The organism is Agrobacterium vitis (assembly GCF_037039395.1).
Lineage (GTDB): Bacteria > Pseudomonadota > Alphaproteobacteria > Rhizobiales > Rhizobiaceae > Allorhizobium > Allorhizobium vitis_E.
In genome coordinates, this window is sequence record NZ_CP146242.1 from 897,582 (window position 1) to 919,453 (window position 21,872).

18 protein-coding genes are annotated in these 21,872 nt (G+C 58.8%); 6 read left to right on the forward strand and 12 right to left on the reverse strand.

What is annotated here, in order from left to right; all coding sequences use genetic code 11:
* Positions 1-36 precede the first annotated feature (36 nt).
* The 9 genes from V6582_RS06895 to V6582_RS06935 all read right to left on the reverse strand — a co-directional run bounded on the left by V6582_RS06895 (position 37) and on the right by V6582_RS06935 (position 10,616).
* A complete protein-coding gene (locus tag V6582_RS06895) occupies positions 37-264 on the reverse strand; it encodes a F0F1 ATP synthase subunit C (protein ID WP_003588243.1) in 228 nt (75 codons plus the stop codon).
* A 67-nt stretch (positions 265-331) separates the two neighbouring features.
* A complete protein-coding gene (locus tag V6582_RS06900; protein ID WP_015915077.1) occupies positions 332-1,084 on the reverse strand; it encodes a F0F1 ATP synthase subunit A in 753 nt (250 codons plus the stop codon).
* Positions 1,085-1,161: 77 nt separating this feature from the next.
* The gene (locus V6582_RS06905; protein WP_156632961.1) at positions 1,162-1,509 is read right to left on the reverse strand and encodes an AtpZ/AtpI family protein; all 348 of its coding nucleotides are present in this window, start codon (positions 1,507-1,509) and stop codon (positions 1,162-1,164) included.
* A 308-nt stretch (positions 1,510-1,817) separates the two neighbouring features.
* A complete protein-coding gene (locus V6582_RS06910) occupies positions 1,818-3,722 on the reverse strand; it encodes a potassium transporter Kup (RefSeq protein WP_420360207.1) in 1,905 nt (634 codons plus the stop codon).
* Between the two features lie 15 nt (positions 3,723-3,737).
* The gene (locus V6582_RS06915) at positions 3,738-4,715 is read right to left on the reverse strand and encodes a magnesium transporter CorA family protein (protein WP_060719157.1); all 978 of its coding nucleotides are present in this window, start codon (positions 4,713-4,715) and stop codon (positions 3,738-3,740) included.
* A gap of 358 nt (positions 4,716-5,073) precedes the next feature.
* Complete coding sequence (gene apbC, locus V6582_RS06920; protein ID WP_156632962.1) at positions 5,074-6,240, reverse strand: iron-sulfur cluster carrier protein ApbC; 1,167 nt, start codon at positions 6,238-6,240, stop codon at positions 5,074-5,076.
* 419 nt (positions 6,241-6,659) lie between these two features.
* Positions 6,660-7,886 carry a CmpA/NrtA family ABC transporter substrate-binding protein gene (locus V6582_RS06925; RefSeq protein ID WP_349508938.1) on the reverse strand — a complete coding sequence of 409 codons (1,227 nt, stop codon included), beginning with the start codon at positions 7,884-7,886 and terminating at the stop codon, positions 6,660-6,662.
* Between the two features lie 139 nt (positions 7,887-8,025).
* A complete protein-coding gene (locus V6582_RS06930) occupies positions 8,026-8,766 on the reverse strand; it encodes a LuxR family transcriptional regulator (RefSeq protein WP_420360209.1) in 741 nt (246 codons plus the stop codon).
* A 758-nt stretch (positions 8,767-9,524) separates the two neighbouring features.
* Positions 9,525-10,616: an IS5 family transposase gene (locus V6582_RS06935; protein ID WP_349508847.1), complete on the reverse strand. Its 1,092-nt coding sequence runs from the start codon at positions 10,614-10,616 to the stop codon at positions 9,525-9,527.
* A 453-nt stretch (positions 10,617-11,069) separates the two neighbouring features.
* On the opposite strand from V6582_RS06935, the gene V6582_RS06940 reads away from it, so the two are divergent.
* Both V6582_RS06940 and V6582_RS06945 read left to right on the forward strand, forming a co-directional pair.
* A complete protein-coding gene (locus tag V6582_RS06940) occupies positions 11,070-11,951 on the forward strand; it encodes an SMP-30/gluconolactonase/LRE family protein (RefSeq protein WP_156634585.1) in 882 nt (293 codons plus the stop codon).
* 267 nt (positions 11,952-12,218) lie between these two features.
* A complete protein-coding gene (locus tag V6582_RS06945; RefSeq protein WP_156634586.1) occupies positions 12,219-12,752 on the forward strand; it encodes a PRC-barrel domain-containing protein in 534 nt (177 codons plus the stop codon).
* Between the two features lie 119 nt (positions 12,753-12,871).
* Here the strand turns inward: V6582_RS06945 and V6582_RS06950 are convergent, their stop codons facing one another.
* Entirely contained in the window at positions 12,872-14,293 is a 1,422-nt protein-coding gene (locus V6582_RS06950; protein WP_156634587.1) for an MDR family MFS transporter, read from the reverse strand.
* 337 nt (positions 14,294-14,630) lie between these two features.
* On the opposite strand from V6582_RS06950, the gene V6582_RS06955 reads away from it, so the two are divergent.
* A complete protein-coding gene (locus tag V6582_RS06955; RefSeq protein WP_156634588.1) occupies positions 14,631-15,608 on the forward strand; it encodes an MBL fold metallo-hydrolase in 978 nt (325 codons plus the stop codon).
* Positions 15,609-15,652: 44 nt separating this feature from the next.
* Here the strand turns inward: V6582_RS06955 and V6582_RS06960 are convergent, their stop codons facing one another.
* A complete protein-coding gene (locus V6582_RS06960) occupies positions 15,653-16,102 on the reverse strand; it encodes a nucleoside deaminase (RefSeq protein ID WP_156634589.1) in 450 nt (149 codons plus the stop codon).
* A gap of 72 nt (positions 16,103-16,174) precedes the next feature.
* Here V6582_RS06960 and V6582_RS06965 point away from each other — a divergent pair, with 72 nt between their 5' ends.
* The 3 genes from V6582_RS06965 to V6582_RS06975 all read left to right on the forward strand — a co-directional run bounded on the left by V6582_RS06965 (position 16,175) and on the right by V6582_RS06975 (position 19,973).
* Complete coding sequence (locus V6582_RS06965) at positions 16,175-18,358, forward strand: pseudouridine synthase (protein WP_349508939.1); 2,184 nt, start codon at positions 16,175-16,177, stop codon at positions 18,356-18,358.
* A gap of 6 nt (positions 18,359-18,364) precedes the next feature.
* Positions 18,365-18,925 carry a 16S rRNA (guanine(966)-N(2))-methyltransferase RsmD gene (gene rsmD, locus V6582_RS06970; protein WP_156548521.1) on the forward strand — a complete coding sequence of 187 codons (561 nt, stop codon included), beginning with the start codon at positions 18,365-18,367 and terminating at the stop codon, positions 18,923-18,925.
* Between the two features lie 169 nt (positions 18,926-19,094).
* The gene (locus V6582_RS06975) at positions 19,095-19,973 is read left to right on the forward strand and encodes a patatin-like phospholipase family protein (RefSeq protein WP_071202464.1); all 879 of its coding nucleotides are present in this window, start codon (positions 19,095-19,097) and stop codon (positions 19,971-19,973) included.
* Positions 19,974-20,021: 48 nt separating this feature from the next.
* Here the strand turns inward: V6582_RS06975 and V6582_RS06980 are convergent, their stop codons facing one another.
* The gene (locus V6582_RS06980) at positions 20,022-21,830 is read right to left on the reverse strand and encodes a monovalent cation:proton antiporter-2 (CPA2) family protein (protein WP_156634591.1); all 1,809 of its coding nucleotides are present in this window, start codon (positions 21,828-21,830) and stop codon (positions 20,022-20,024) included.
* Between the last annotated feature and the right edge of the window lie 42 nt (positions 21,831-21,872).

Genomic DNA, 21,872 nt, shown 5'->3' on the forward strand with positions numbered 1-21,872 from the left:
GTCGAAGGCCGGCCGTGATCCTGAATTGCGCTGAAATCAGACAGCGAACAGGAGCAGGAGGGCTACGAGCAGCGAGAAGATGCCCAGAGCTTCCGTAACGGCGAAGCCGAATACCAGACGGCCGAACTGGCTGTCAGCGGCAGACGGGTTGCGCAGTGCGCCCGACAGGTAGCTGCCGAAAATGTTGCCAAGGCCGAGAGCCGTGCCGGCCATGCCAAAGCAAGCCAGACCTGCGCCGATGAACTTTGCTGCTTCCGCTTCCATGAGAGTACTCCTTTGAAATGGTTATTGCGGCGAATGACTGACGCTTGTTACGCCAATGTCGATATCCTTAGTGCCCACCCGGATGGATTGCGTCGTTCAGGTACATGCAAGTCAGTACCGCGAAGACGTAAGCCTGAAGGAAGGCAACCAGGAACTCCAGACCGGTCAGTGCGACGGTCATAGCGAGAGGAAGGAGCGCGCCACCGACGCCAAGGGCGCCAAGGCTGCCAAGCGAGGCAACGAAGCCCGCAAACACCTTCAATGTAATGTGGCCTGCCAGCATATTGGCAAACAACCGGATCGACAGAGAAATCGGGCGCGACAGGAACGAGATCACCTCGATCGGCACCACGAGTAACAAGAGAGCGCCAGGGACGCCAGAGGGCACGAACAAATTGAGGAAGCCAAGGCCGTGCTTGTAGAAACCATAGACCAACACCGTGCCGATCACAAAAATCGCCAACGCAAAGGTGACGACGATCTGGCTGGTGATGGTGAAGAAATAGGGCATCATGCCGAGAAGGTTCGCGGTCAACACGAACATGAACAGCGAGAACACCATGGGGAAGAACTTCATCCCGTGGCTGCCCGCCCCTTCCCGCAGCATCGACGCCACGAATTCATAGGACATTTCCGCGACCGACTGCGCCCGACCGGGAATCAGGCCGCGATTGGATGTGGCGAAATAGAGGAAGCCAGCCGCGCAGGCCACCGTCGCCACCATGAACAGCGAGGCGTTGGTGAACGAAAAATCAATGCCACCAATCTCGATCGGAACAATCTTGTGGATCTGGAACTGATGGGTCGGATCGTTTGACACCTGGTGATCTCTCTCGCTTTTGCCACCCTCAGGCAGCGTTCCTTACCTCGTCCGCCGGATGCCAGGCATCCGCCGTGTTATTTCCCTTTGCCGTTCGAGCTGCGATCCGCAGGATGGGGCGAAGCCACTTTTCCTGCCGCACGCAACACGTTCAGCACACCGGCGCAAAACCCCAGCAACAGGAGGACGATAAGCCCCCAAGGCGAGGTTCCTGCAAAATGATCGATCAGGAAACCCAGAATGATACCGACGATGATGGCGGAAAGGAATTCGCTGGAGAGCTTCATGGCCTGGGCATAGCCTTTTCGGCTTGCCTGTGCCCGCTCGTCCTGTGCGGCCTCTTCCCCCGTCCGCAGATCCTTCGCAGCCAGCTTGGCTCCGAGATGGCTGCGACGCCGTTCCAATTCTCTTTCCTGATCGTCCATGCGCCCTCCCCGTCCGATCCCGGTCCGGCTGCTAAAGCCTTGTCCGAGTATGCAAACAGCTCGGATTTACACATGGTCCGACCGGTTCTGAATTTGGCCGCACCATAATTTTGCGAGCTTCCATAGTCAAGGCATTGCCAAGGGTTGTTTCACGACAAATTAACCGAATAAAATCAGCTCTTTAGTCGAAATTTTCGAATTCCCCACAGAAAGTGGCATGAAAAAGCCGCGTTCCGGGCGGTGAATTCCCGGAATCGGTGCGGCTTTGTGGCGATGCCCGTCGCGCGAAACGCCGCCACAAATAACGATCAGATGATCACATGCGAGCCAAGCTCGACGACGCGATTGGCCGGAAGCCGGAAATAATCCGAGGGGTCGGTTGCCGAATTGGCAAGCGCGATGAACAGCCTGTCCTGCCAGTTTGGCATTCCTGCCTTGGCGTCCGGCACCAGCTTGCGGCGGCCGAGATAGAAGGACGTGGACATGATGTCGAATTTCAGCCCGCCCTTGCGCAGTTTGGCCAGCGCCTGCGACACATTCTGTTGTTCCATGTAGCCGAAGCGGATCTCCACCCGGCTGAACCGCTCCGACAGGCTTTCGGCCACGAAGCGTTCCGCTTCGCTGGCGCGGGGCCGGTTGACGGTCTTGATGGTCAGGATGATGTTTTTCTCATGCAGGACGTGGTTGTGCTTGAGATTATGCAGCAAGGCCGCAGGCGCCGTTTCCGGGTCGCTGGTGAGGAAGATGGCCGTGCCCGGCACGCAGACCGGCGCATGCTCACTCTTGCGCTCCACCGAGGAAATGAACGAGGACAGCGGAATATCGGCATGGCGGGTCTTGGCAAACAGGATGGCCGTGCCGCGCCGCCAGGTCCACATGACAATGGTGAAGCCAGCCGCAAACAGCACTGGAATATAGCCGCCATCGTGGATCTTCAGCAGATTGGCGCCAAGGAAAACCGTTTCCAGCGCCAGAAGCGGCACGATCACCAGCAGCGCCACGAAAACCGACCATTTCCACTTCTTGCGCACGAATTCGAACGCCATGATGGTCGTGACGACCATGGCGCCGGTAACGGAAATACCATAGGCGGTGGCCAGCGCGTCGGAGCTTTCAAACAGCAGAACCAGGCTGAGAACGCCAAGCAGCAGCAGCGTGTTGACGGCGGGAAGATAGATCTGTCCGGTATTGGTTTCCGAGGTGAACAGGATTTCCATGCGCGGCAGGAAGCCAAGATGGATGGCCTGGCGCACCATGGAAAACGCTCCTGTTATCACCGCCTGGCTGGCGATAACCGTGGCCGCCGTCGCCAGGATGACGACCGGCAGGATGGCCCAGCTTGGAAACATCAGGAAGAATGGATCGGACGCCATGGCCGGGTCCTTCAGCACCAGCGCGCCTTGGCCGAGATAGTTCAGCACCAAGGCCGGAAACACCAGCACGAACCACGCCCACTGGATCGGACGACGGCCAAAGTGGCCAAGGTCGGCATAGAGTGCTTCGGCGCCGGTGACGGTCAGGAAGACCGCGCCCAGCACGACGAAACCGAGAAACTTTTCCTGAAACAGAAAGGTTACGGCATGGATCGGGTTGAAGGCCCGGAAAATCGCCGGATCGTCGAAAATATGGCCGATACCGCCTGCCGCCATCACCAGGAACCAGACCACGGTGATCGGCCCGAAGAAATTGGCGACCGCGCCCGTGCCGCGTGACTGCACGGCAAATAGCACGATCAGGATGACCACCGAGATCGGCACGATGAAGCCGGAGGATTGTGGCGCCACCAGTTTCAAGCCTTCCACCGCCGACAGAACCGACAGCGCAGGCGTGATCATGGCGTCACCCAGAAACAGTGCCGCCCCGACCAGGCCCAACACCATCAGCACGACGGTATGACGCCCGGCCGATTTGCTGAGCAGGGCCAGCAGCGACAGGGTGCCGCCTTCGCCGTCATTGTCGGCGCGCAGCAGAAACAGCACATATTTCAGCGTGACGATGATCGTCAGCGTCCAGACGATCAGCGAGGTCAGGCCAATCACCTCGAAACGGGTAATGCCGTCATGGGCAATCGGCTTCAGCGCCTCGCGAAACGCATAGAGCGGGCTGGTGCCGATATCGCCGTAGACGACGCCGACCGAACCGAGCGCCAGCAGCATCAGACTGCGCAGGTCTTTCTTTTCAGCCGGTGCGGCGTGGGTGTTTTCCTGGGACATCAATCTTACAGGCTCTCAGAGCCAGCCTTTCGAGCGGAAGAACAGGAAGGGAATGATCGCAGACAGAACCATGACGATCAGAGCAAATGGGTAGCCAAGCAGCCACGTCAACTCCGGCATGACCTGAAAGTTCATTCCATAGATGGAAGCGACCAGCGTCGGCGGCAAAAACACCACCGATGCAATCGAGAAAATCTTGATGATCGAATTCTGTTCGACATTGATCAGGCCCAGCGAGGCATCGAGCATGAAACTGATATTGCTGGCGATGAAACCGGCATGTTCGGACAAGGACTGAATATCGTGCGAAATGACCTTGCACAGATCACGCGGCTCACCACTCGTCTTGAACGGTTCCACCGACAGCAGGAAGGACGACAACCGCGACAGGGATGCAAGACTGTCACGCGTCTTGCTGACCAGCCGGTGATGGCTGGCGATATCGAACAGCCGGTCCTCCAGGAACCGCGCCGCGCGGCGTTTGGTCCGGCTGCGATCGACGAAGACATCGCCGGACAGCGCATCGACCCGCATACCGGCAATTTCCAGGATTTCGGCGGTGCGGTCGACCACCGTTTCCAAAAGTCGCGCCAGCATGACGGCGTTGGAGGTGCAATGGGCATGATTGCGGCTGAGGGCCGCGGTAAACAGGCCAAAGGCGCGGGGCTCGGCGTAGCGCACGGTAACCAGCCGGCCACCGCCCAGAATGAAGGCGACATCGGCCAGATGCGGCAGGTCCGATTCGGCCTTGCAGAGCAGCGATGCGGTCATGTAAACGCCATGATCGTCCATATACAATCGGCTGGACGGCTCGATATCCTTGAGGTCGTCACGGGTGGGAAGCGGCAGGCCCAGCAAGCGTTCGGCCAAAGCCTCCTCAGTCCTGTCAGGATTGAGAAGATCGAGCCATAGAACATCTTTGTCCAGCACCGCTGGCGCATCGCTGGGCAGGATCATATCCGCCGTCCCGTCACACCTGTAAGCTTTGATCAAACGTTCGACACCTTTGCCCGATGACGGACATCGCCGCCAGCCGCAGCACTCCCATGGACACCCATGAAAACCTGCGATGATTTACCCTTGCCAATTCGCATGAGGACCATCCCGCCGCCGCAAGACTGTTGCCTGCCCATGATCCATGCTCAGTGGGCAAGCAATAGCACCTGCCGTCAGGATGGCAAGGGCAATTGCGCGTCGGCATTTGATCCCGATCAATGCAACCTGAAGAAATTTCCCCCACAAAGCATCCGCCAGGGTAGCGAGATCCTGTTGCATTTCCGCCGGAACCCTACAACCGTGCGGTCCGCCGTTGCAGTATCAATCTGCAACGGCGGCCTATCCTGTGCTGGTCTCATTCAAAGGTAATGGTCGGCGCCTGTCTTGTTGAATGCCGTTCGACCTCGCACCAGACGCGGGTGGCGATCTCGCGGTACACAAGTGCTTGGGGGCTCTCCGGCTCGGCAACCACAACCGGGGTGCCGGCATCGGAATGTTCGCGAATGGAAATGGTCAGCGGCACTTCGCCCAGGAACGGTGCACCAATGGCTTCGGCTTCGGCTTTGGCACCGCCATGACCGAAAATATCATAGCGGGCGCCGGTATCCGGCGCGATGAAATAGCTCATGTTTTCGATGACACCGAGCACCGGCACTTCGACCTTCTTGAACATGTTGATACCCTTGCGGGCATCGATCAGCGCCAGATCCTGCGGGGTCGAGACGATCACCGCACCGCTCAACGGCACCTGCTGGGCCATGGTCAATTGCGCATCGCCCGTGCCTGGCGGCATATCGACCACCAGCACGTCAAGCTCGCCCCAGGCCACTTCGCGCAACATCTGCATCAGGGCCGATTGCACCATCGGGCCACGCCAGATCATCGCGGTGCCCTCATCCACCAGAAAGCCGATGGACATCGCCTTCAGGCCGTAATTTTCCATGGGTACGATAATCCGTCCATCGATCTGCTGCGGCCGCCCGGAAATGCCAAGCAGACGCGGCATGGAAGGACCATAGACATCGGCGTCGAGAATGCCGACCTTCAAGCCATTGGCCAGCAAGGCCAGCGCCAGATTGACCGCCGTGGTGGATTTGCCGACGCCACCCTTGCCTGACGCCACCGCGATGATGGCGCCGATACCGGGAATGCCGGCCTTGGCCGGGCGGGCAGGCTGGCTTGGGGCCGGTGCATGAGAATGTCCGGGTGAATGGGAATGCGAGTGGGAAGGATTGGGAGCCGAAGGTGCAGGCGGCGTTGACGGCGATCCGGCCTTGCGCTCTGCGGTCAGGCTGACAAGCGCTCCCTTGACGCCGGCAAGCGCCTTGACACTGCGCTCCGCCGCCTGGCGCAAAGGCTCCAGTTCCCGGGCGCGTTCAGCCGGAACATTGATGGAAAAATAGACCTTGGCGTCGGAAATGAACACGTCGGATACCATGCCCAGATCGACGATATTGCCCTCGAGATCGGGGCCGCGCACGGTCTTCAAAGCTTCAAGAACAGTGTTTTTATCGAGCGTCATGGATCCGCTTCCTTGGTGAAGGCCGGGACACTCGACTGGAAATTGCCCGCGCCCGACGAAACGTGTGAGTGACGTTCAAATAGGGTTTTATGGCCCTCAACGGAAGAGCCAAAAACAAACGCCGCCAAAACCATTGCCCTGAAGCACGGTTAAGGCGGCGTTTTGTGAGGGCGATTTCCAGACCGCCCTTCTCCAAGTCCCCTCTGGACCCTGTTGCTGTATTGAAAGCACAAACCGTGCCAACTCGAAAGACTGGACTTTTTACTTGGTAAATGCGGACAAATGACCGGGGTCGTCGCCAATTGGCTGAAGAAATCGCCTCAATCCAGCCGTTCCATTCCGGCAATTGCTTAAAAAACAGCCGCGCCGGCACTTTGACCATTCATGTCATAGGTTTTGTCTGCTGCAATCTGACACGCTCAATCTTTCGGAACTGCTGGCGAGGCGGCAAGATAATCGTCCAGGCGGTCGGGGTCGAAGACCCGTCCATCGAAAAATCCGTCTGGACCAAGCAGCAACCGGCCATTGCTGGCGCCGACATAATCGGCTGCCATCATCGCCCCTTCCACCTTGATATTGGCACCCGGCATGGCGGCGAAAACCGGCCTGAGGGCGCGGCGATAAAGATCCGGGCGATAGGTTTCGAGCACCATGGCAATCCGCTCGTGGGCATGAACAACATGACCACCAAGCACCATCTGGCTATAAAACCAAAGGGCATGGCTGGCCCAGGGGAAATTGGCGGCCTTGCGCTCCAGCACCAGAAAATCCTTAAGCGGCTGAACCTCTCCCGGCGCGGTCACCATGTCTCCGGTCAGGCCGGGCAGCAAGAGCCGGCCTTCGACACCGAGATAGCGGGGGGCCGCCATGATACCGGCCAGTTCCTCGGTATTGCCGGGATTGCCGCACCATTGCGCGGCGCGGTAAAGCGCTCGGATCAGCGCATCAAGCGCAGCGGGATTGTTTTGGCCCCATTGCCTGCCAATACTGAGAACCTTGTCCGGACCGCCGCGCCAGATAGCGGCGGTCGCAGTCACAATGCGTCCGACCTGCCTATCCACCGCGACACTGTTCCAGGGTTCCGCCGCGCAAAATCCGTCGAGTACACCAGCGCTAAGCCCATCCACCATCAGCGGCGATGGCAATGAGACGATTTCCACCTCACTGCCAAGGTTCAGATTGCAGGCAGCAAGCCAGTAACGCAGATAATAGGCCTGACTGGAATGGGTATCGCTAATGGCAATCCGCAAGGGCGGCAGGGACTTAACGCGGCGTTCATCCACCACCCGTTTCAGTGCGGCTCCGGCAGCCGTCGGCTCCACAAGGTGGCTTTCCCAGCCTGCCTGTTGCATGGCGTTTGCAAGCGCGTTCGACACAGTGAGCGCGCCGCCGCCTAGATTGAGCGTCATGGGAACCAGCAGAGCAGGAGCAAGCGGCGAAAAACCGAAATTGGCTGCCAGCGCAAAGGGGGCAGGCAGGTGTGCGCCATCGAAATGGCCGACCGTCAGGCGGTCGCGGATCTGAGCCCAGGAGGTTTCGCGCATCAGGCGCAGGGTCAGGCCCTCGTCGGAGGCAAAGCCTTTTTCCACCGCAGCCACCAGCGGGGCGCTATCGAGACATGGCATGTAGCCAAGAGTGACATGCAAAGAAATCTGCTGACCCATTGCAGCATACATGCCGCAAACCGCTGCCTCAGGCAAGTTGAACCTGCCGGAGAAGGCCGTCCTTCGGGTGCATTATATTCAGATGCATTATATCAAGACATCAAAGATGTCTTCCGCATCCTTACTTGATCAGGCTCAACCGTAGCGCCTTCGCGACTGCCTGGGTGCGGTTCACGGTATCCAGCTTGCGGGTGGCGCGATTGAGATAATGATTGATCGTGTGTTCCGACAGGCCCATGATCTCGGCGATTTCAACCGAAGTTTTGCCCGCCGCTGTCCAGGTCAGGCATTCGATCTCGCGTTCCGTCAGCGTTTCGGTCACCCGAGCATCCAGATCGCGAATTTCGGCAAGCCGGTTGAACACATGCCCGGCCAGATATTGCATCAGCACCATGTCGACGAAGGAAAAGGCTGGCATTTCCCCGCAAATATTCACAGCGCCCCGGTTGCCATGGGCATCATGAACCGGAAAACAGGCGCCGCGCGGCATGCCGAACCGCAAAAACAGGTCCATCGCCAGCTCGACTGTCTTGGGATCGCGTTCTCGGGCAACCACATGAACATCGAAAACAACGGGTATAGCGGTATTGCGCACCCGGTTGAACATCGGGCTGGACGAAAGCAGAGACGCCATGTCGTATTCGCTGAGAAGATCAGCCGGCCAGTTGGTGATAACGGAGCTGCCGGTCAAGGTTTTCGCTCCAGCCGAAGGCATGTTCATCACCATGAAGCCCTTGGCGCCGAAAAAGTCGGTCAACCGCTTCATCAGCCTGAAAACGTCAAACTGGGTCTTATAACCGCTTAATTCGCGCACATAGCGTTCTGCCGTCGCAAATTTCGAGGCCGTATCTTCGGCAACCATTGCCATATGGACCAGATCGTCACCCATCGATAAAAAGCCTTGCTCTCTTTCATATCGCGACCGCGTCGCAACCCGCTGCAGACCTGCTACTGCATAATTCCTGAAATCGGACTCGATTTAAGGAGAAAATTATGCCGCAGATTTAAAGTGTTACAGCGTCCTTTGTGTGTTTTATAAAACGCACGGCGCTTTATCGCCGGACACTGCGAAAATTTTATGCCGCCTGCATTCCGGCAGTTACAGCCAAAAACATTGATAACTAAAAAAGCCAGTCCTGAATAATTTAACGAAGCCCTCTATCCATTACGATATTCCGCCATTCCGTAAGTCCCACCGCAACCGGAAAACGCTCCTGCTGTTGCCGGTCGGCGATAACGATACACAACCGAACACAATTGCCTATCCTATAGATCGACCATCCTGCCAAAACCATGGGCTGAACCCGGGTTTTTAGAAAATTCTATCGTCTAAGCTGCAAAACACGTCCGCGCCACAAAACAGGCCACGCCACAAAACAAGTTGGCAAATCAATTAACCCCTATTTCGCTTGCGCGACGTTGACCAATACGATGGCAAGGGCGGCCTGGATGTGAAACCGCTGTCATCGCACGCAATTGGACACCTCGATTTACCGGTCGCAGTTGGCAAGATGGTGCCGTGGATGTATTTCCGCGATGAACTCGCGCGGATGATCGCCCATTTTTTGTGATGATTGCCGCATCTGCGGCATGCATTTCGGCCTTCCGGCCAGCTGCGCGTTATGCGGTCCGTGGTTTTCCAGTCAGCCAGACATAGCGAAGCATGTTGTAGGTGATATTGGCCATGCCGATCTTCACCCTCGCTCGGCTGATTCCGATGGTGCGCACGAAGAGCTTCATCTTGTCCTTCTGCCGCGCAAAGACATGTTCGATGGCGGAGCGGACCTTCGAACGACGGCCGTTGGCGCGCGACATCGCCTCCGGCATGGGTTTGCCCTTTGGCTTCTTCTGATGGATGTCGGACTTTAGGCCATTGTCCTGCAACCATTCCTCGTTGGTCTTGGAGCGATAGGCCGTATCGGCCCAGACCGTCGACGCGGTATTGTCTTTGGTCACTACGTTTCGAAGCTGGGCTCCGTCATGGGCGCTCGCACTCGTCACCGTCCATCCCCGGATAAAGCCATGGGCTCGGTCGATGCCTGCATGGTTTTTGTAACCAAACATTGGAATGGCAATATCGTGCTGGCCAGTCGTCGTCGACGTCGGCGTCTCCGTTGGCCGTTTCGCCTTGGAATACTTCACTGTCCATCGCGCGTCGCGGTCCTTCTGGGCCAGCCTGGCGGGTTTATCCTTCCAGTCCTCAGGGATTTCGCCGGCCTTGATCGCGTCTTTCTCGTCCTGGCTGTTATGTTGCTTGGGAGCCTGGATGATCGTGGCGTCAACGATCTGCCCGCCTTTGGCCAGATATCCGGAACGTGAGAGATGCTTGTCGAAACGGGCAAACAGATTATCAATGGCACCTGCACGCACCAAACTCTCTCGGAACAGCCAGATCGTCTTGGCATCCGGCACCTTCTGCGAAAGGGAAAGGCCAAGGAAACGCATAAACGACAGCCGGTCCTGGATAACAAACTCTGCTTGGTCGTCGGAGAGATTATAAAGCGCTTGCAGCACCAGGATTTTAAACATCAGAACCGACGGAAATGGTGGACGTCCACCCTTCGATCCGTCGGACCGCTTCAGCGCCTTCGCTAAAGGTTTTTCAAATATCGCCCATGGAATGATGCTGTTGAGCTTCTCCAGCGGATCGCCGACGGCACTCAGCCGTTCGTAACGATCATCCAAATCCCAAAAGCCCGGTTGCCCACGCATCATCCGCTCCCAGAAAATCACACTGGCCGGATTGAATCATGAAACGCGGAAAATGGGGAGGTTTTTAGAGGTGTCCAATTTATTTTGCCTGGCACTGTCATTCGTACCAGATCGGTCACACTGGAACCCTCCAGCGGCCCGAGCCAAGTTCTCTGCGGTATGGATGAGATGCGATTGTCATGCTGAGCGCATACTCGCCTAGAGCGGTCCTGCTGTTCATGGAATCGCAGCACCGCTCTTTGTTTTCTCGCATGTCCGATGGGCAAACCGGTTTCCACTTTCTCTGGAAATGCTCCAGCGCCGTGCACGATATATGGCGTACGAAGGTTCGCTATAGTGCTTTATATCTGCTGCATAAGTTCTCCTTAAATCGATTCCGATTTCAGGAATTATGCAGTAGACAAGATTGCCACAGCGATTGGATGCCACAGCAATTGGATAAAGGAGACCATCTTGCAAACAGCATATTCCGGCACCGTCCTGGTCGATACCCGCCTGCATCTGGGTGAAGGCCCGACCTATGACGTAGCGCGTGACACCGCCTGGTGGTTTGACATTCTCCGCAAGGGGCTGATCGAGCATCGGTTTGCCACGGGCGAAACGATCCGCCACGATCTGCCGATGATGGCCAGCGCCTTGGCAACAATCGATGCTGAACGCCAGATGGTGGCGACGGAACAGGGTATTTTCATCCGCACCATTGCCAGCGGCGAACTGACCCTGCTGACCGCGCTGGAGCCGGAACGGCCCGGCAATCGCTCCAACGACGGGCGGGTCCATCCTTGCGGTGCGCTATGGATCGGCACGATGGGCAAGACGGCAGCCGATGGGGCTGGCGCGATCTATCATGTGGCGGGCGACAAGGTGACCCGTCTTTATGATAGCATCAGCATTCCCAACGCCATCTGCTTTTCGCCGGATGGAAGCCTCGGTTATTATGTCGACACGCGGGTCAATACGCTGATGAAGGTCAGTCTCGATCCGGCAACCGGCCTTCCGACCGGAGCGCCATCCGTGCATATCGACGGACGCGGCAAGGATGGTGGCATCGACGGTGCGGTCTGCGATGCCGAGGGCGGCTTGTGGAATGCCCGTTGGGGCGTTGGTGCCGTCGACCACTACGATAGAACAGGACAGCACCTGGCGCGCTACCGGCTTCCCGCTGCCCAAACCACCTGCCCGGCCTTTATCGGTCCCAAGGCCGACCGCCTGCTGGTCACTTCCGCCACCGAAGGGCTCGACGCCGATGGTCTGGCCGCCGATCCACATGGTGGCAAGACCTTCGTCCTTGATGTCACGGTCAAGGGCAGGCACGAGCCAAGCTTCCGCTTGTAAAGCTGCGCCAACCGACGCTCCCCAACCCCCAGTGTATAGCGCGGGCTATGGGGAGCGAAGGGCCGCAAACTCATTCTTATGCCTAAAGTTCCGTCAATTTGCAGAAATAAAATGCATAAAATTATCGGAACTCCTGCCTCTTTCGGGCATTTCACTACCGAGCCGAGCAGAGAGCCAGTCACTCACTCTCATGAAAACACTCTTTTCATGCAGTGACCATCTCTCACTCAGTCCGAGACGAAACAAAGACCGAAAGGCAGGTTTAAGATGAACAAGACCCTCAATATTGTAGCAGCAACCGTACTTATGGGTTCTACTGTTGTCGCGCCAATGGCCTTTGCGCAGAGTGCAACGACGCCAGCCGCGCCCGGCACCACAACAACCGCTCCAAGCACCAGCACCGCCCCGGCAACGACGACGCCTGGCGCATCGGCTGCCATGGATACCTATCTGACCCAGCAGGGCAGCGACCAGTTGGCCGCATCGAACTATGTCGGCCAGAACGTCTATGCCGGTGACAAGAGCATTGGTGAGATCAAGGATCTGATCATGCAGCAGAATGGCGGCCTCGTCGCAGCTGTGATCGGTGTGGGTGGCTTCCTCGGTATCGGCGAAAAGAATGTTGCCGTTCCCGTCAGCAAGATCACGGTGACCCGTGATGCCCAGAACGCAGACAAGCTGCGTCTGACGACCACGGAAACCGCTGAAACCTTGAAGGCCGCTCCGGAATTCAAGACGCTGGAAGACCAGAAGGCCGATGCAGGCTCAACGGCTTCGACGCCAGCCACAGTTACCAAGTAATACAGTGATGGCTAGCCGCACAGGCTAATACCGACAGGCTAGCTTCATGAGATAAAAGGCGGGACCGCAAGGCTCCCGCCTTTTTTATGCGATTTTCTCAGCTGTTATTTTACCAACTGTTATTTAGCAGGAACGTTTTCCGCCTCCACGGCACCGGGTGCCAAAGGCTGTCGATGGCCGGATACGTCGGCACCGGCATTCTTGTCCATGAAGATATAGGGAATGACGGCAGCCAGCGACAAAAAGGCCACGACGGCAAAAGCCATATGAAAATCAGCAAGATCCAGACGACCGCCGGTGAGCATGGTGCTGATTTCCAGAACGAAAGCGGCGCAGGCAACGCCGAGCGCCAGACTGACCTGTTGCAGCACCGAGGCAATCGAGGTTGCCTGGCTCGCCTCTTTGTTGTCGATATTGGCATAGCCCAGCGCATTGGTGCCAGTGAAGAAGAACGACCGGCAGAACCCGGCCAGTAGCAGGAAGAACATCAGCAGCGCATGCGGGGTCTGCGGCGTGAAAAATGCGTTGAGAAATGTGGTCGCGGCACCGCAGACGCCAGCCACGATCAACACGCTGCGAAAACCGGCGGCAGCAAACACCCGGCGCGCCAGGAATTTCGTGCTGATCGCCCCGATGGCGCCGACAAAAGTCGTCAGGCCGGATTCGAATGGTGTCATGCCGAAGCCGAGTTGCAGCATCAGCGGCATTAGAAAGGGAATGGCGCCTGCCGAAATCCGAAACAGCGTCCCCCCGATCTGGGCGGCGCGAAAGGCCGGTTTGCGAAACAGGGTGAGATCCAGAAGCGGTGCCGGATGGCGCCTGGCATGCACGACATAAAGAACGCCGCAGAACAGGCCGATACCAGTTGCGGCAATACCGACAATCGGCGGCAAGGCTGGCAGGCTCATGACCGACAGGCCGAAAACGACACCCGCCGCAGACAGCGACGTCAGGGCAAATCCGGTCCAGTCAATCGGCGCCGTCTTGATGCGCTCGATTTCCGGCAGGAAAATTGTCGATAGGACAACGCCCAGCACACTGATCGGCACATTGATCAGGAAAATCCAGTGCCAGCTAAAATAGGTGGTGATGAAGCCGCCGACCGGCGGTCCGGCCAGCGGACCGACAAGGGCTGGAATGGTCAGCAGCGCCATGGCCGAGACCAGTTCCTCCCGCTTGGTGGTGCGCAGCAGAACCAGACGGCCAACCGGCGTCATCATCGCCCCGCCCATGCCTTGCAAAAACCGGGCAGCGACAAATTCCACCAGAGAGCTGGACATAGCGCAGCAGACGGACCCGACGATGAAAACCCCCATCGCCGCCCTGAAGATCTGCTTGGCCCCGAATTTATCCGCCATCCAGCCGCTGACCGGAATGAAGATGGCAAGCGCTACCATATAAGATGTCAATGCCAGTTTCAGCGTGATCGGCCCGACGCCGAGATCGTTGGCAATGGCGGGCAGCGCGGTCGCGATCACCGTCGAGTCCATATTTTCCATGAACAAGGCCACGGCCAGGATGAGCGGAACGATGCGGTTCATGAGCAGCACTCTTTGAAAATCACGGAAAATCACGGCGAAAATTCAAGGCCCGACGAAAAACGACGGCTGGCGCGTCCTTCTAGTCCCCTCATCCCATATCTGACAATCGTTATCCTCCCGATAAGCCTGGCTATCACGTACACGTTACGCATTGCCAATCATCGGCGACAGGCCATCAACTTTGCCGCAATTCATTCTGTTTGCTGGATAATTTCTCTCCAAAAATCCGGTGAGCCGGAGAAATCACCCGCCGCGCCATTGAAACGGCATAGACCCGCCGCTACCTGTGAAAGCTGTAAGCTATGAAAATGGGGACGAGGAGGTTGTAATGGTTTCAATGAACAGGCGAACAATGATCGCAGGGGCTGCTTTGGGCGCCTTGTCGGCCCCGGCGCTGATAACGCGGGCAGCCTTTGCGCAAGCGGAGACATCGATGGATATCAATCATGCCATGCCCCCGGAGACCCACAGGTTCCAGCTCGGCGGGTTTGAAGTCGTGGTCATCAAGGACGGCACGCGGGTTTCCGACAAGCCGGGCGAGACCTTTGGCATCAACCAGAGCCCGGAAACGGTGTCGGCGCTGCTGCAAAAGAATTTCCTGCCGACCGACAAATTCGTCAACGGCTTTTCGCCGGTGCTGATCAATACCGGCTCGGATGTCATCCTGTTCGATACCGGCATGGGCGAACAGGGCCGCGTCAACGGCATGGGACGGTTGAGCGAAGGCATGATGGCGGCAGGCTATTCGCCTGACGATGTGACCATCGTCGTTCTCACCCATATGCATGGCGACCATATCGGCGGGCTGATGGAAAAGGGCAAACCGGCCTTCACCAAGGCGCGTTATATCGCCGGGCAGCGCGAATATGATTTCTGGACCAATTCCGCCCGCGCAGGCACGCCAGCCGAAGGCGGACAGAAAGCGGTTCTGGCCAATGTGAAGCCGCTAGCCGAGAAAATCACCTTCCTTGGCGATCAAGGCGGCGATGTGGTCTCCGGCATTCGCGGCGAGGCCGCTTTCGGCCATTCGCCGGGCCATATGATTTTCCATGTCGAATCCAAGGGCAAGCGCCTGCTGTTGACCGCAGACACCGCCAACCATTTCGTGCTGTCGCTGCAACGTCCCGATTGGGAAGTGAAATTCGACATGGACAAGGCTCAGGCCGCCGCCACTCGTAAACGGGTGTTCGACATGGCAGCAACCGACAAGGTTGCCTTCCTGGGCTATCACATGCCCTTCCCCTCGGTCGGCTATGTCGAAACGCTCGATACCGGCTACCGATTCGTGCCGAAGAGCTATCAATTCGATCTTTGATCGCTTGCGCCGCGCCGCCAATCGGGGGCGCGGCAATATTTCCGTCATCGCTTGGCGGTGAAAAAATCCTTCAGCAGAGCGGCAGCCTCGGTCTCGCCGATTGCGGCATAGACATCCGGCGCGTGATGGCAGGTGGGCTGGCTGTAAAAACGCGCACCATGATCGACGCCCCCGCCCTTTTCATCGGGTGCCCCATAATAAAGTCGGCGGATGCGGGCAAAGGAAATTGCCGCCGCGCACATCGTACAGGGTTCCAGCGTCACATAGAGATCGGCGCCCGCCAGCCGTTCGTCCTCCAGAATGGCGCAGGCGCGGCGGATCGCCAGGATTTCCGCATGGGCCGTGACATCCTGCAAGGCGCGGGTTTCATTGCCAGCCCGGGCCAAAATGACGCCGTCCTTGACCAGCACGGCGCCAATTGGCACCTCGCCGCGCGCGCCAGCCAGGCGGGCCTCTTCCAGGGCAACATCCATGAAACGGATTGTCGGCGTCATGATGGGTGAACTTTCCACTTAACCAAGCCTTCGCGAACTGATAGGACACAGCAAACGACAGGCAAGCAAAAAATGACCGATAAAGAAAAGTTCAAGCGGCCGGGCAGCAAACCCGCAGGCCGCCCCTTCAAGACATCTGCCGATAAACCCGGCAAATCCGGCCCGAAAAGCTTTGGTGCCCAGAAAAGCTTTGGCGCAAAGTCCGATGCGGCACCGCGTGCCAAATCGGATGCGGCACCGCGCCAAAAACCTGATGCGGGACCGCGCCCCAAACCTGATGCGGCACCGCGCAAGAGCGCAGCACCTGCTGCCAAGACAGGCAGCGAGGACACGCTGAAGCCCGAGCGGATTTCCAAGCTGCTGGCCCGCGCCGGTATCGCTTCGCGCCGTGACGTGGAACGCATGATCATGGAAGGCCGTGTGGCCGTCAATGGCAAGGTGCTGGACAGCCCGGTGCTGAACGCCACCCTGGCCGACAGGATCGAAGTGGATGGCGAGGCCATTCGCGGCATCGAGCGCACCCGGCTCTGGCTCTATCACAAGCCATCCGGCCTGGTGACCACCAATTCCGACCCGGAGGGCCGCCCGACCGTCTTCGACAACCTGCCGGAGGAATTGCCTCGGGTGATGTCGATTGGCCGGCTCGATATCAATACCGAAGGCCTGCTGCTGTTGACCAATGACGGCGGCTTGGCGCGGGTGCTGGAACTGCCGACCACCGGCTGGCTGCGCCGCTACCGCGTGCGCGCCTATGGCGAAATCGACCAGGCCAAGCTGGATACGCTGAAGGACGGCATCGCCGTTGACGGCGTGCTCTACGGTGCCATCGACGCGGTTCTGGACCGCAGCCAAGGCCATAATGTCTGGATCACCATGGGCTTGCGCGAAGGCAAGAACCGGGAAATCAAGAATGTGCTCGGCGCGCTTGGCCTTGAGGTCAACCGGCTGATTCGCATTTCCTATGGTCCGTTCCAGTTGGGCGACCTGCCGGAATCCCAGGTGCAGGAAGTGCGTGGCCGCATGTTGCGCGATCAGTTCGGTCCGCGCCTGATCGAGGAATCCAAGGCCAATTTCGACGCGCCGCTCTATTCCAACGCACCTGCCGAGGAAGACGATGCTCCCGCGCCGAAAGCCAAGGCGAAAGCCGAGGAAGGCAATTGGAAGAAGGAAACACGGGCACCCAAGCCGCGCGGCTTCGACAACCGTGAGGACGCCCGCGAAAAGGCACTCAGCCGGCTCGACACCCGCCGCGACGGCGCAAAGCCTGCCTTTGGCAGCAAACCCGGATTTGGCAGCAAGCCTGGCTTCAAGGGAAAACCTGCTGCCGGGCGTGATGGCGACGATGCCAGCCGCGATGGCAAGCCAAAGCGCATGCCGCTTGGCCAGAGCCGCACCGCCAATGTCTGGATGGCGCCGGGCGCTCGTCCGGTGTCTGAAAAGAAGGCGGCAAGCGACGAAGCTCGCAAAAGCGGGCCACGGTCGCGCCCGGATGGGGCGCCGCAGACCAAGCGTTATGGCCGCACCATGGATGGTGCGCCCACCAAGAGCCTTTCGCGTCACGACCCGGATCGTGGGCATTATGCCGGCAGCGACGATAAAGATTTGCGCGTCAAGGTCAGCCGCGCCCGCGATGCCGAAGGCGAATGGATTCGCGCTGAAGGCCCAGACAGCAAACCAGCCGGACGTGGCGGACGCGATGGCGAAGGCTTTGGCGGCAAGCGCGATTTCGGCGCCAAGCGGGATGGCGCAGATCGTGGTGCCCGGCCTGCATATGGTGACAAACCTGCATATGGTGATCGGCCAGCACGTGGCGAGCGTGCAGCGCCAAGCGATCGTCCATCGCGGGGCCAATGGCCCGCACGTGGAGATCGTCCGGAGCGGGGCGAAAGACCAGATCGCAGCGCGGCTCCGGCCCGCAGTGATCGCCCCTATTCCGGCCGCCCCACCGGAGAAAGAGCCGAACGGCCAACCGGCGACCGGCCTTATGACGGACGGCCAAAATCCCGTTCTGCCTCTGGCGATAAGCCGTCCTTTGGTGGGAAACCATCGTTTGGCGGAAAACCGGCGGGCAAATCCTCATTCGGCGGCAAGCCGTCTTCCGGTGGAAAGCCCGCCTTTGGCGGTAAGCCTGGCGGCAAGCCTTCCTTCGGCGGCAAGCCGGGTGGAAAGTCCGGTGGAGATCGGCCAGGTGCGGGTCGCGGCCCATCGCGCGGTCCTTCTTCCGGCCCATCCGGCGGCCCCCGGGGCAAGAGGTAAGCCGACATGCGGATTGTTGGTGGAGAATTTCGGGGGCGTAGCCTTGCCGCGCCCAAGACCGACGCCATCCGGCCGACCATCGACCGGACACGCGAAAGCCTGTTCAACATCCTGATGCACGCCCATCCCGAATGTCTTGATGGCACGCGGGTTCTCGACCTGTTTGCCGGCACTGGCGCCATCGGGCTGGAAGCCCTGTCGCGCGGTTGCCGTTCGGCGCTGTTTGTCGAAAATAGTGTCGAAGGCCGTGGCCTGCTGTGGGAAAATATCGACAATCTTGGCCTGCATGGCCGCGCCAAGATCCTGCGACGCGATGCCACCGACCTCGGTTCGGTCAGCACGATGGAACCCTTCCATCTGCTGTTTGCCGATCCGCCCTATGGCAAAGGCCTCGGCGAAAAGGCCTTTGCCGCTGCCCACCAGGGCGGTTGGCTGGTGCCCGGAGCTTTGGCTCTACTGGAAGAGCGCGCCGATGTCCTGGTCCAGGCGCCCGAAGCCTTCGCTCTACTGGAAGAGCGGATCTTCGGCGATACAAGAATTTCATTCTTTGCCTATAGACCGGGTTGAAACGGCAGCGCGATTTCTTAAATCCGCTGCGATATAGAGTTTGTCAGAGAAAAGCAGTCTCCGATTTCACAGGACGCTTCGGGCTGCTTTCTCGCATTTTTCTTGCATATCTGACGGAAAGCCAATCGATGCTTTTGTTGGACATGCTCCAAAAGGTCCGTTTGAAATCATGCCGCAGGATGTCCAATCCCATAAATCCCTCGTTGAGGTAGGACCCAGCACGCCAACGGTTGCCGTGGCGTTGGGGGCTGGCGGTGCGCGGGGCCTTGCCCATATTCATGTGCTGGAAGCCCTTGAGGAAATGGGGATCGAGCCTGTGGCGATTGCCGGTTCCTCCATCGGTGCCATTATCGGGGCCGGCAAGGCTGCGGGCATGTCGGCAGCCGAAATGCGTGACCATGCGCTGGAAACCGTCGGCAAGCGCAATGAAGTCTTCAAGCGGATCTGGGGCCTGCGCCCGCCGACCATGCGCCATGCCATCGGCGGGTTCCGGCTCGGACAGTTCAATCTGGAGCGTATTCTGCGCGCCTTCTTGCCATCCCGGATTCCCGATGATTTTTCCGGCCTTGGCATTCCGCTGAAAGTGATCTCCACCGATTATTACGGCCATTGCGAACAGGTCAGCGAAGACGGCGATCTTTATCAGGCGCTGGCTGCTTCCGCTGCCATTCCCGCCCTGTTCATGCCTGTCATGTTGAACGGGCGGCTGATGATCGATGGCGGCATCTTCAATCCCGTCCCTTATGAACATCTGATGGGCCTTGCCGATATCGTCATCGGCATCGACATCGTCGGCGGCCCGGTCGGAGTGGACGATATCCCGAACCGCATTGACAGCCTGTTCGGCGCCTCTCAGCTGATGATGCAATCGCATCTCGCCCTGAAACTCAAGCTTGGCCCACCAGCCATTTTCCTGCGCCCGCCGGTCAATGGTTTCGGCGTGATGGATTTCATGAAGGCCAAGCAGATCTTCGAGGTGTCCGCCCCTGTCAAAGACGAGGTCAAGCGGGCCTTGGAAGCGCAATTTGCGCTTCTCGCTCAGCGCTAGAGTCTGCCTTTCCGGGAAAACCCGGTTCCAGTTTTCCTAAGGCAAACTCTAAGCAGCCGTATCCCTGTCTTTTTCCTGATCTTTCTCGGTCTCATGTCCCCGTTTGGGTTTGATCAGCGGTTCCGGCTGGACAGGTCTGTTATACAGCATGTGGGCGCCGCCCTTGATGCCTTCTACTGCCTGAATGCGCAGGCGCTCATCGTCCCGGCGACGGATATCGGCCTCGATGGCCTCGGCCATGTCCTCATCGACACCCAGCGCCTCAATGGTCTTGCGCCCGAATTTCAAGCCTGATTCCACCGTTTCGCGCAGTTCATATTCGACATTGCGCGCCCGCAGCCACAGGCTGTGAACACGGTCATAGGAGCGCACGAACAGCCGCGCCTGGGGAAATTCGGAGGCGACCAGGTCTACGATCCGGTCGGTGACTTCGCGCTTCTGGGTGCAGACCGCCACCACCTTGGCCTTTTCGATGCCAGCGGCCCGCAACATGTCCAGCCGCGTGCCATCGCCGAAATAAATACGGAACCCGAAGGAGGCGGCCTGACGGATACGGTCGGCGGAATCGTCGATAATCGTCACGTCCCGGCCGCTGGCCAACAACACCTGGGCGGCGATCTGGCCAAAACGCGAAAAGCCGATCATCAACACATCCGAACCGGCACCGTCAAAATCCTCATCCAGCTCCTCATGCTGATCGCGCGACAGAAGCCGGGAGGAGAGCGCCGCGACCACCGGCGTCAGCGCCATGGTGAGCGTGACGATGGAAATCAGCAGCGACGACGTGGCGCTGGAAAACACCCCCGCCGAGACGGCGGTGGTAAACAGCACGAAACCGAATTCACCGCCCTGCGGCAGGATGGCGGCAATGCGAATGGCATCATCATGGCGGGACCCGGCCAGCCGGCATAGAGCGTAAATGCTGATCCCCTTGATCAACATCACCACCGGCACGGCGACGGCCAACAGCCAGAGATTGGCAAAAATCACGTTGAACTGGACGGACAGGCCCACCGCCATGAAAAACAGGGCCTGGAGAATGCCGCGAAACGGCTCGATATCGGCTTCCAATTCATGGCGATAAGAGGATTCGGCCAGCATGACACCGGCCAGAAAGGCCCCCATGGCCATGGAAAGGCCAACCGCCTGCATCAGCATGGCCGATCCGAGCACGATGAACAGGGCGGCGGCAATCATCACCTCGCGGGCGCCGGTGCGGGCCATGACCTGGAACAGCGGATTGAGCAAATAGCGCCCGGCCAGGATCATCGCCAGCGTCGCGGTGACGGCAACGCCGATATCGATCCATAACGAGCTGGGCGCAGGCGCCGCCTGGGCACCGAGAATGGAAATCAGCGCCAGCAGCGGCACGATCGCCAGGTCCTGGAAGAGCAGGACGGAAAAGGTACGCTGGCCGTATTGGCTGTTGAGGTCACTGCGATCATTGAGGATCTGCAACGCAAAAGCGGTAGAGGACAGCGACAGGCCAAAACCGGCAATCACCGCGCCGCGCCAGTCAAGAAGGTCAAACACCAGCGCCACGCCCGTCAGCAGCGCTCCGCCCAACATCACCTGGGCGGTGCCCAGACCAAAAATATCGGCCCGCATTTTCCACAGGGTCGAGGGTTTCAACTCCAGCCCGATGACGAACAGCAGAAAGACGATGCCAAGCTCGGCAACAGAAAGGATTTCCTCCGCCCCGGTAATGACATGGGCGACAGGACCGATGACGGCGCCTGCCGCCAGATAGCCGAGCACCGTGCCAAGGCCGAGCTTGCGGAAAATCGGTGCGGCGACCACGGCGCCGCCCAAAAGTACGAGAGCCTCGGTAAACAACAGGGTGGGTGCGGTGCTCATGCTCAGCCTTTCCGGTGCAAGCCTTCCAGAGCAGGGTTCGAC

Coding starts and splice junctions, on each gene's coding strand:
- V6582_RS06910 (WP_420360207.1), bottom strand. CDS start 3,722: ATGTCCCAGGAAAACACCCACGCCGCACCGGCTGAAAAGAAAGACCTG.
- V6582_RS06945 (WP_156634586.1), top strand. CDS start 12,219: ATGAACAAGACCCTCAATATTGTAGCAGCAACCGTACTTATGGGTTCT.
- V6582_RS06930 (WP_420360209.1), bottom strand. CDS start 8,766: ATGGTTGCCGAAGATACGGCCTCGAAATTTGCGACGGCAGAACGCTAT.
- V6582_RS06980 (WP_156634591.1), bottom strand. CDS start 21,830: ATGAGCACCGCACCCACCCTGTTGTTTACCGAGGCTCTCGTACTTTTG.
- V6582_RS06935 (WP_349508847.1), bottom strand. CDS start 10,616: ATGCGTGGGCAACCGGGCTTTTGGGATTTGGATGATCGTTACGAACGG.
- apbC (WP_156632962.1), bottom strand. CDS start 6,240: ATGACGCTCGATAAAAACACTGTTCTTGAAGCTTTGAAGACCGTGCGC.
- rsmD (WP_156548521.1), top strand. CDS start 18,365: ATGCGGATTGTTGGTGGAGAATTTCGGGGGCGTAGCCTTGCCGCGCCC.
- V6582_RS06955 (WP_156634588.1), top strand. CDS start 14,631: ATGAACAGGCGAACAATGATCGCAGGGGCTGCTTTGGGCGCCTTGTCG.
- V6582_RS06965 (WP_349508939.1), top strand. CDS start 16,175: ATGACCGATAAAGAAAAGTTCAAGCGGCCGGGCAGCAAACCCGCAGGC.
- V6582_RS06895 (WP_003588243.1), bottom strand. CDS start 264: ATGGAAGCGGAAGCAGCAAAGTTCATCGGCGCAGGTCTGGCTTGCTTT.
- V6582_RS06905 (WP_156632961.1), bottom strand. CDS start 1,509: ATGGACGATCAGGAAAGAGAATTGGAACGGCGTCGCAGCCATCTCGGA.
- V6582_RS06960 (WP_156634589.1), bottom strand. CDS start 16,102: ATGACGCCGACAATCCGTTTCATGGATGTTGCCCTGGAAGAGGCCCGC.
- V6582_RS06950 (WP_156634587.1), bottom strand. CDS start 14,293: ATGAACCGCATCGTTCCGCTCATCCTGGCCGTGGCCTTGTTCATGGAA.
- V6582_RS06975 (WP_071202464.1), top strand. CDS start 19,095: ATGCCGCAGGATGTCCAATCCCATAAATCCCTCGTTGAGGTAGGACCC.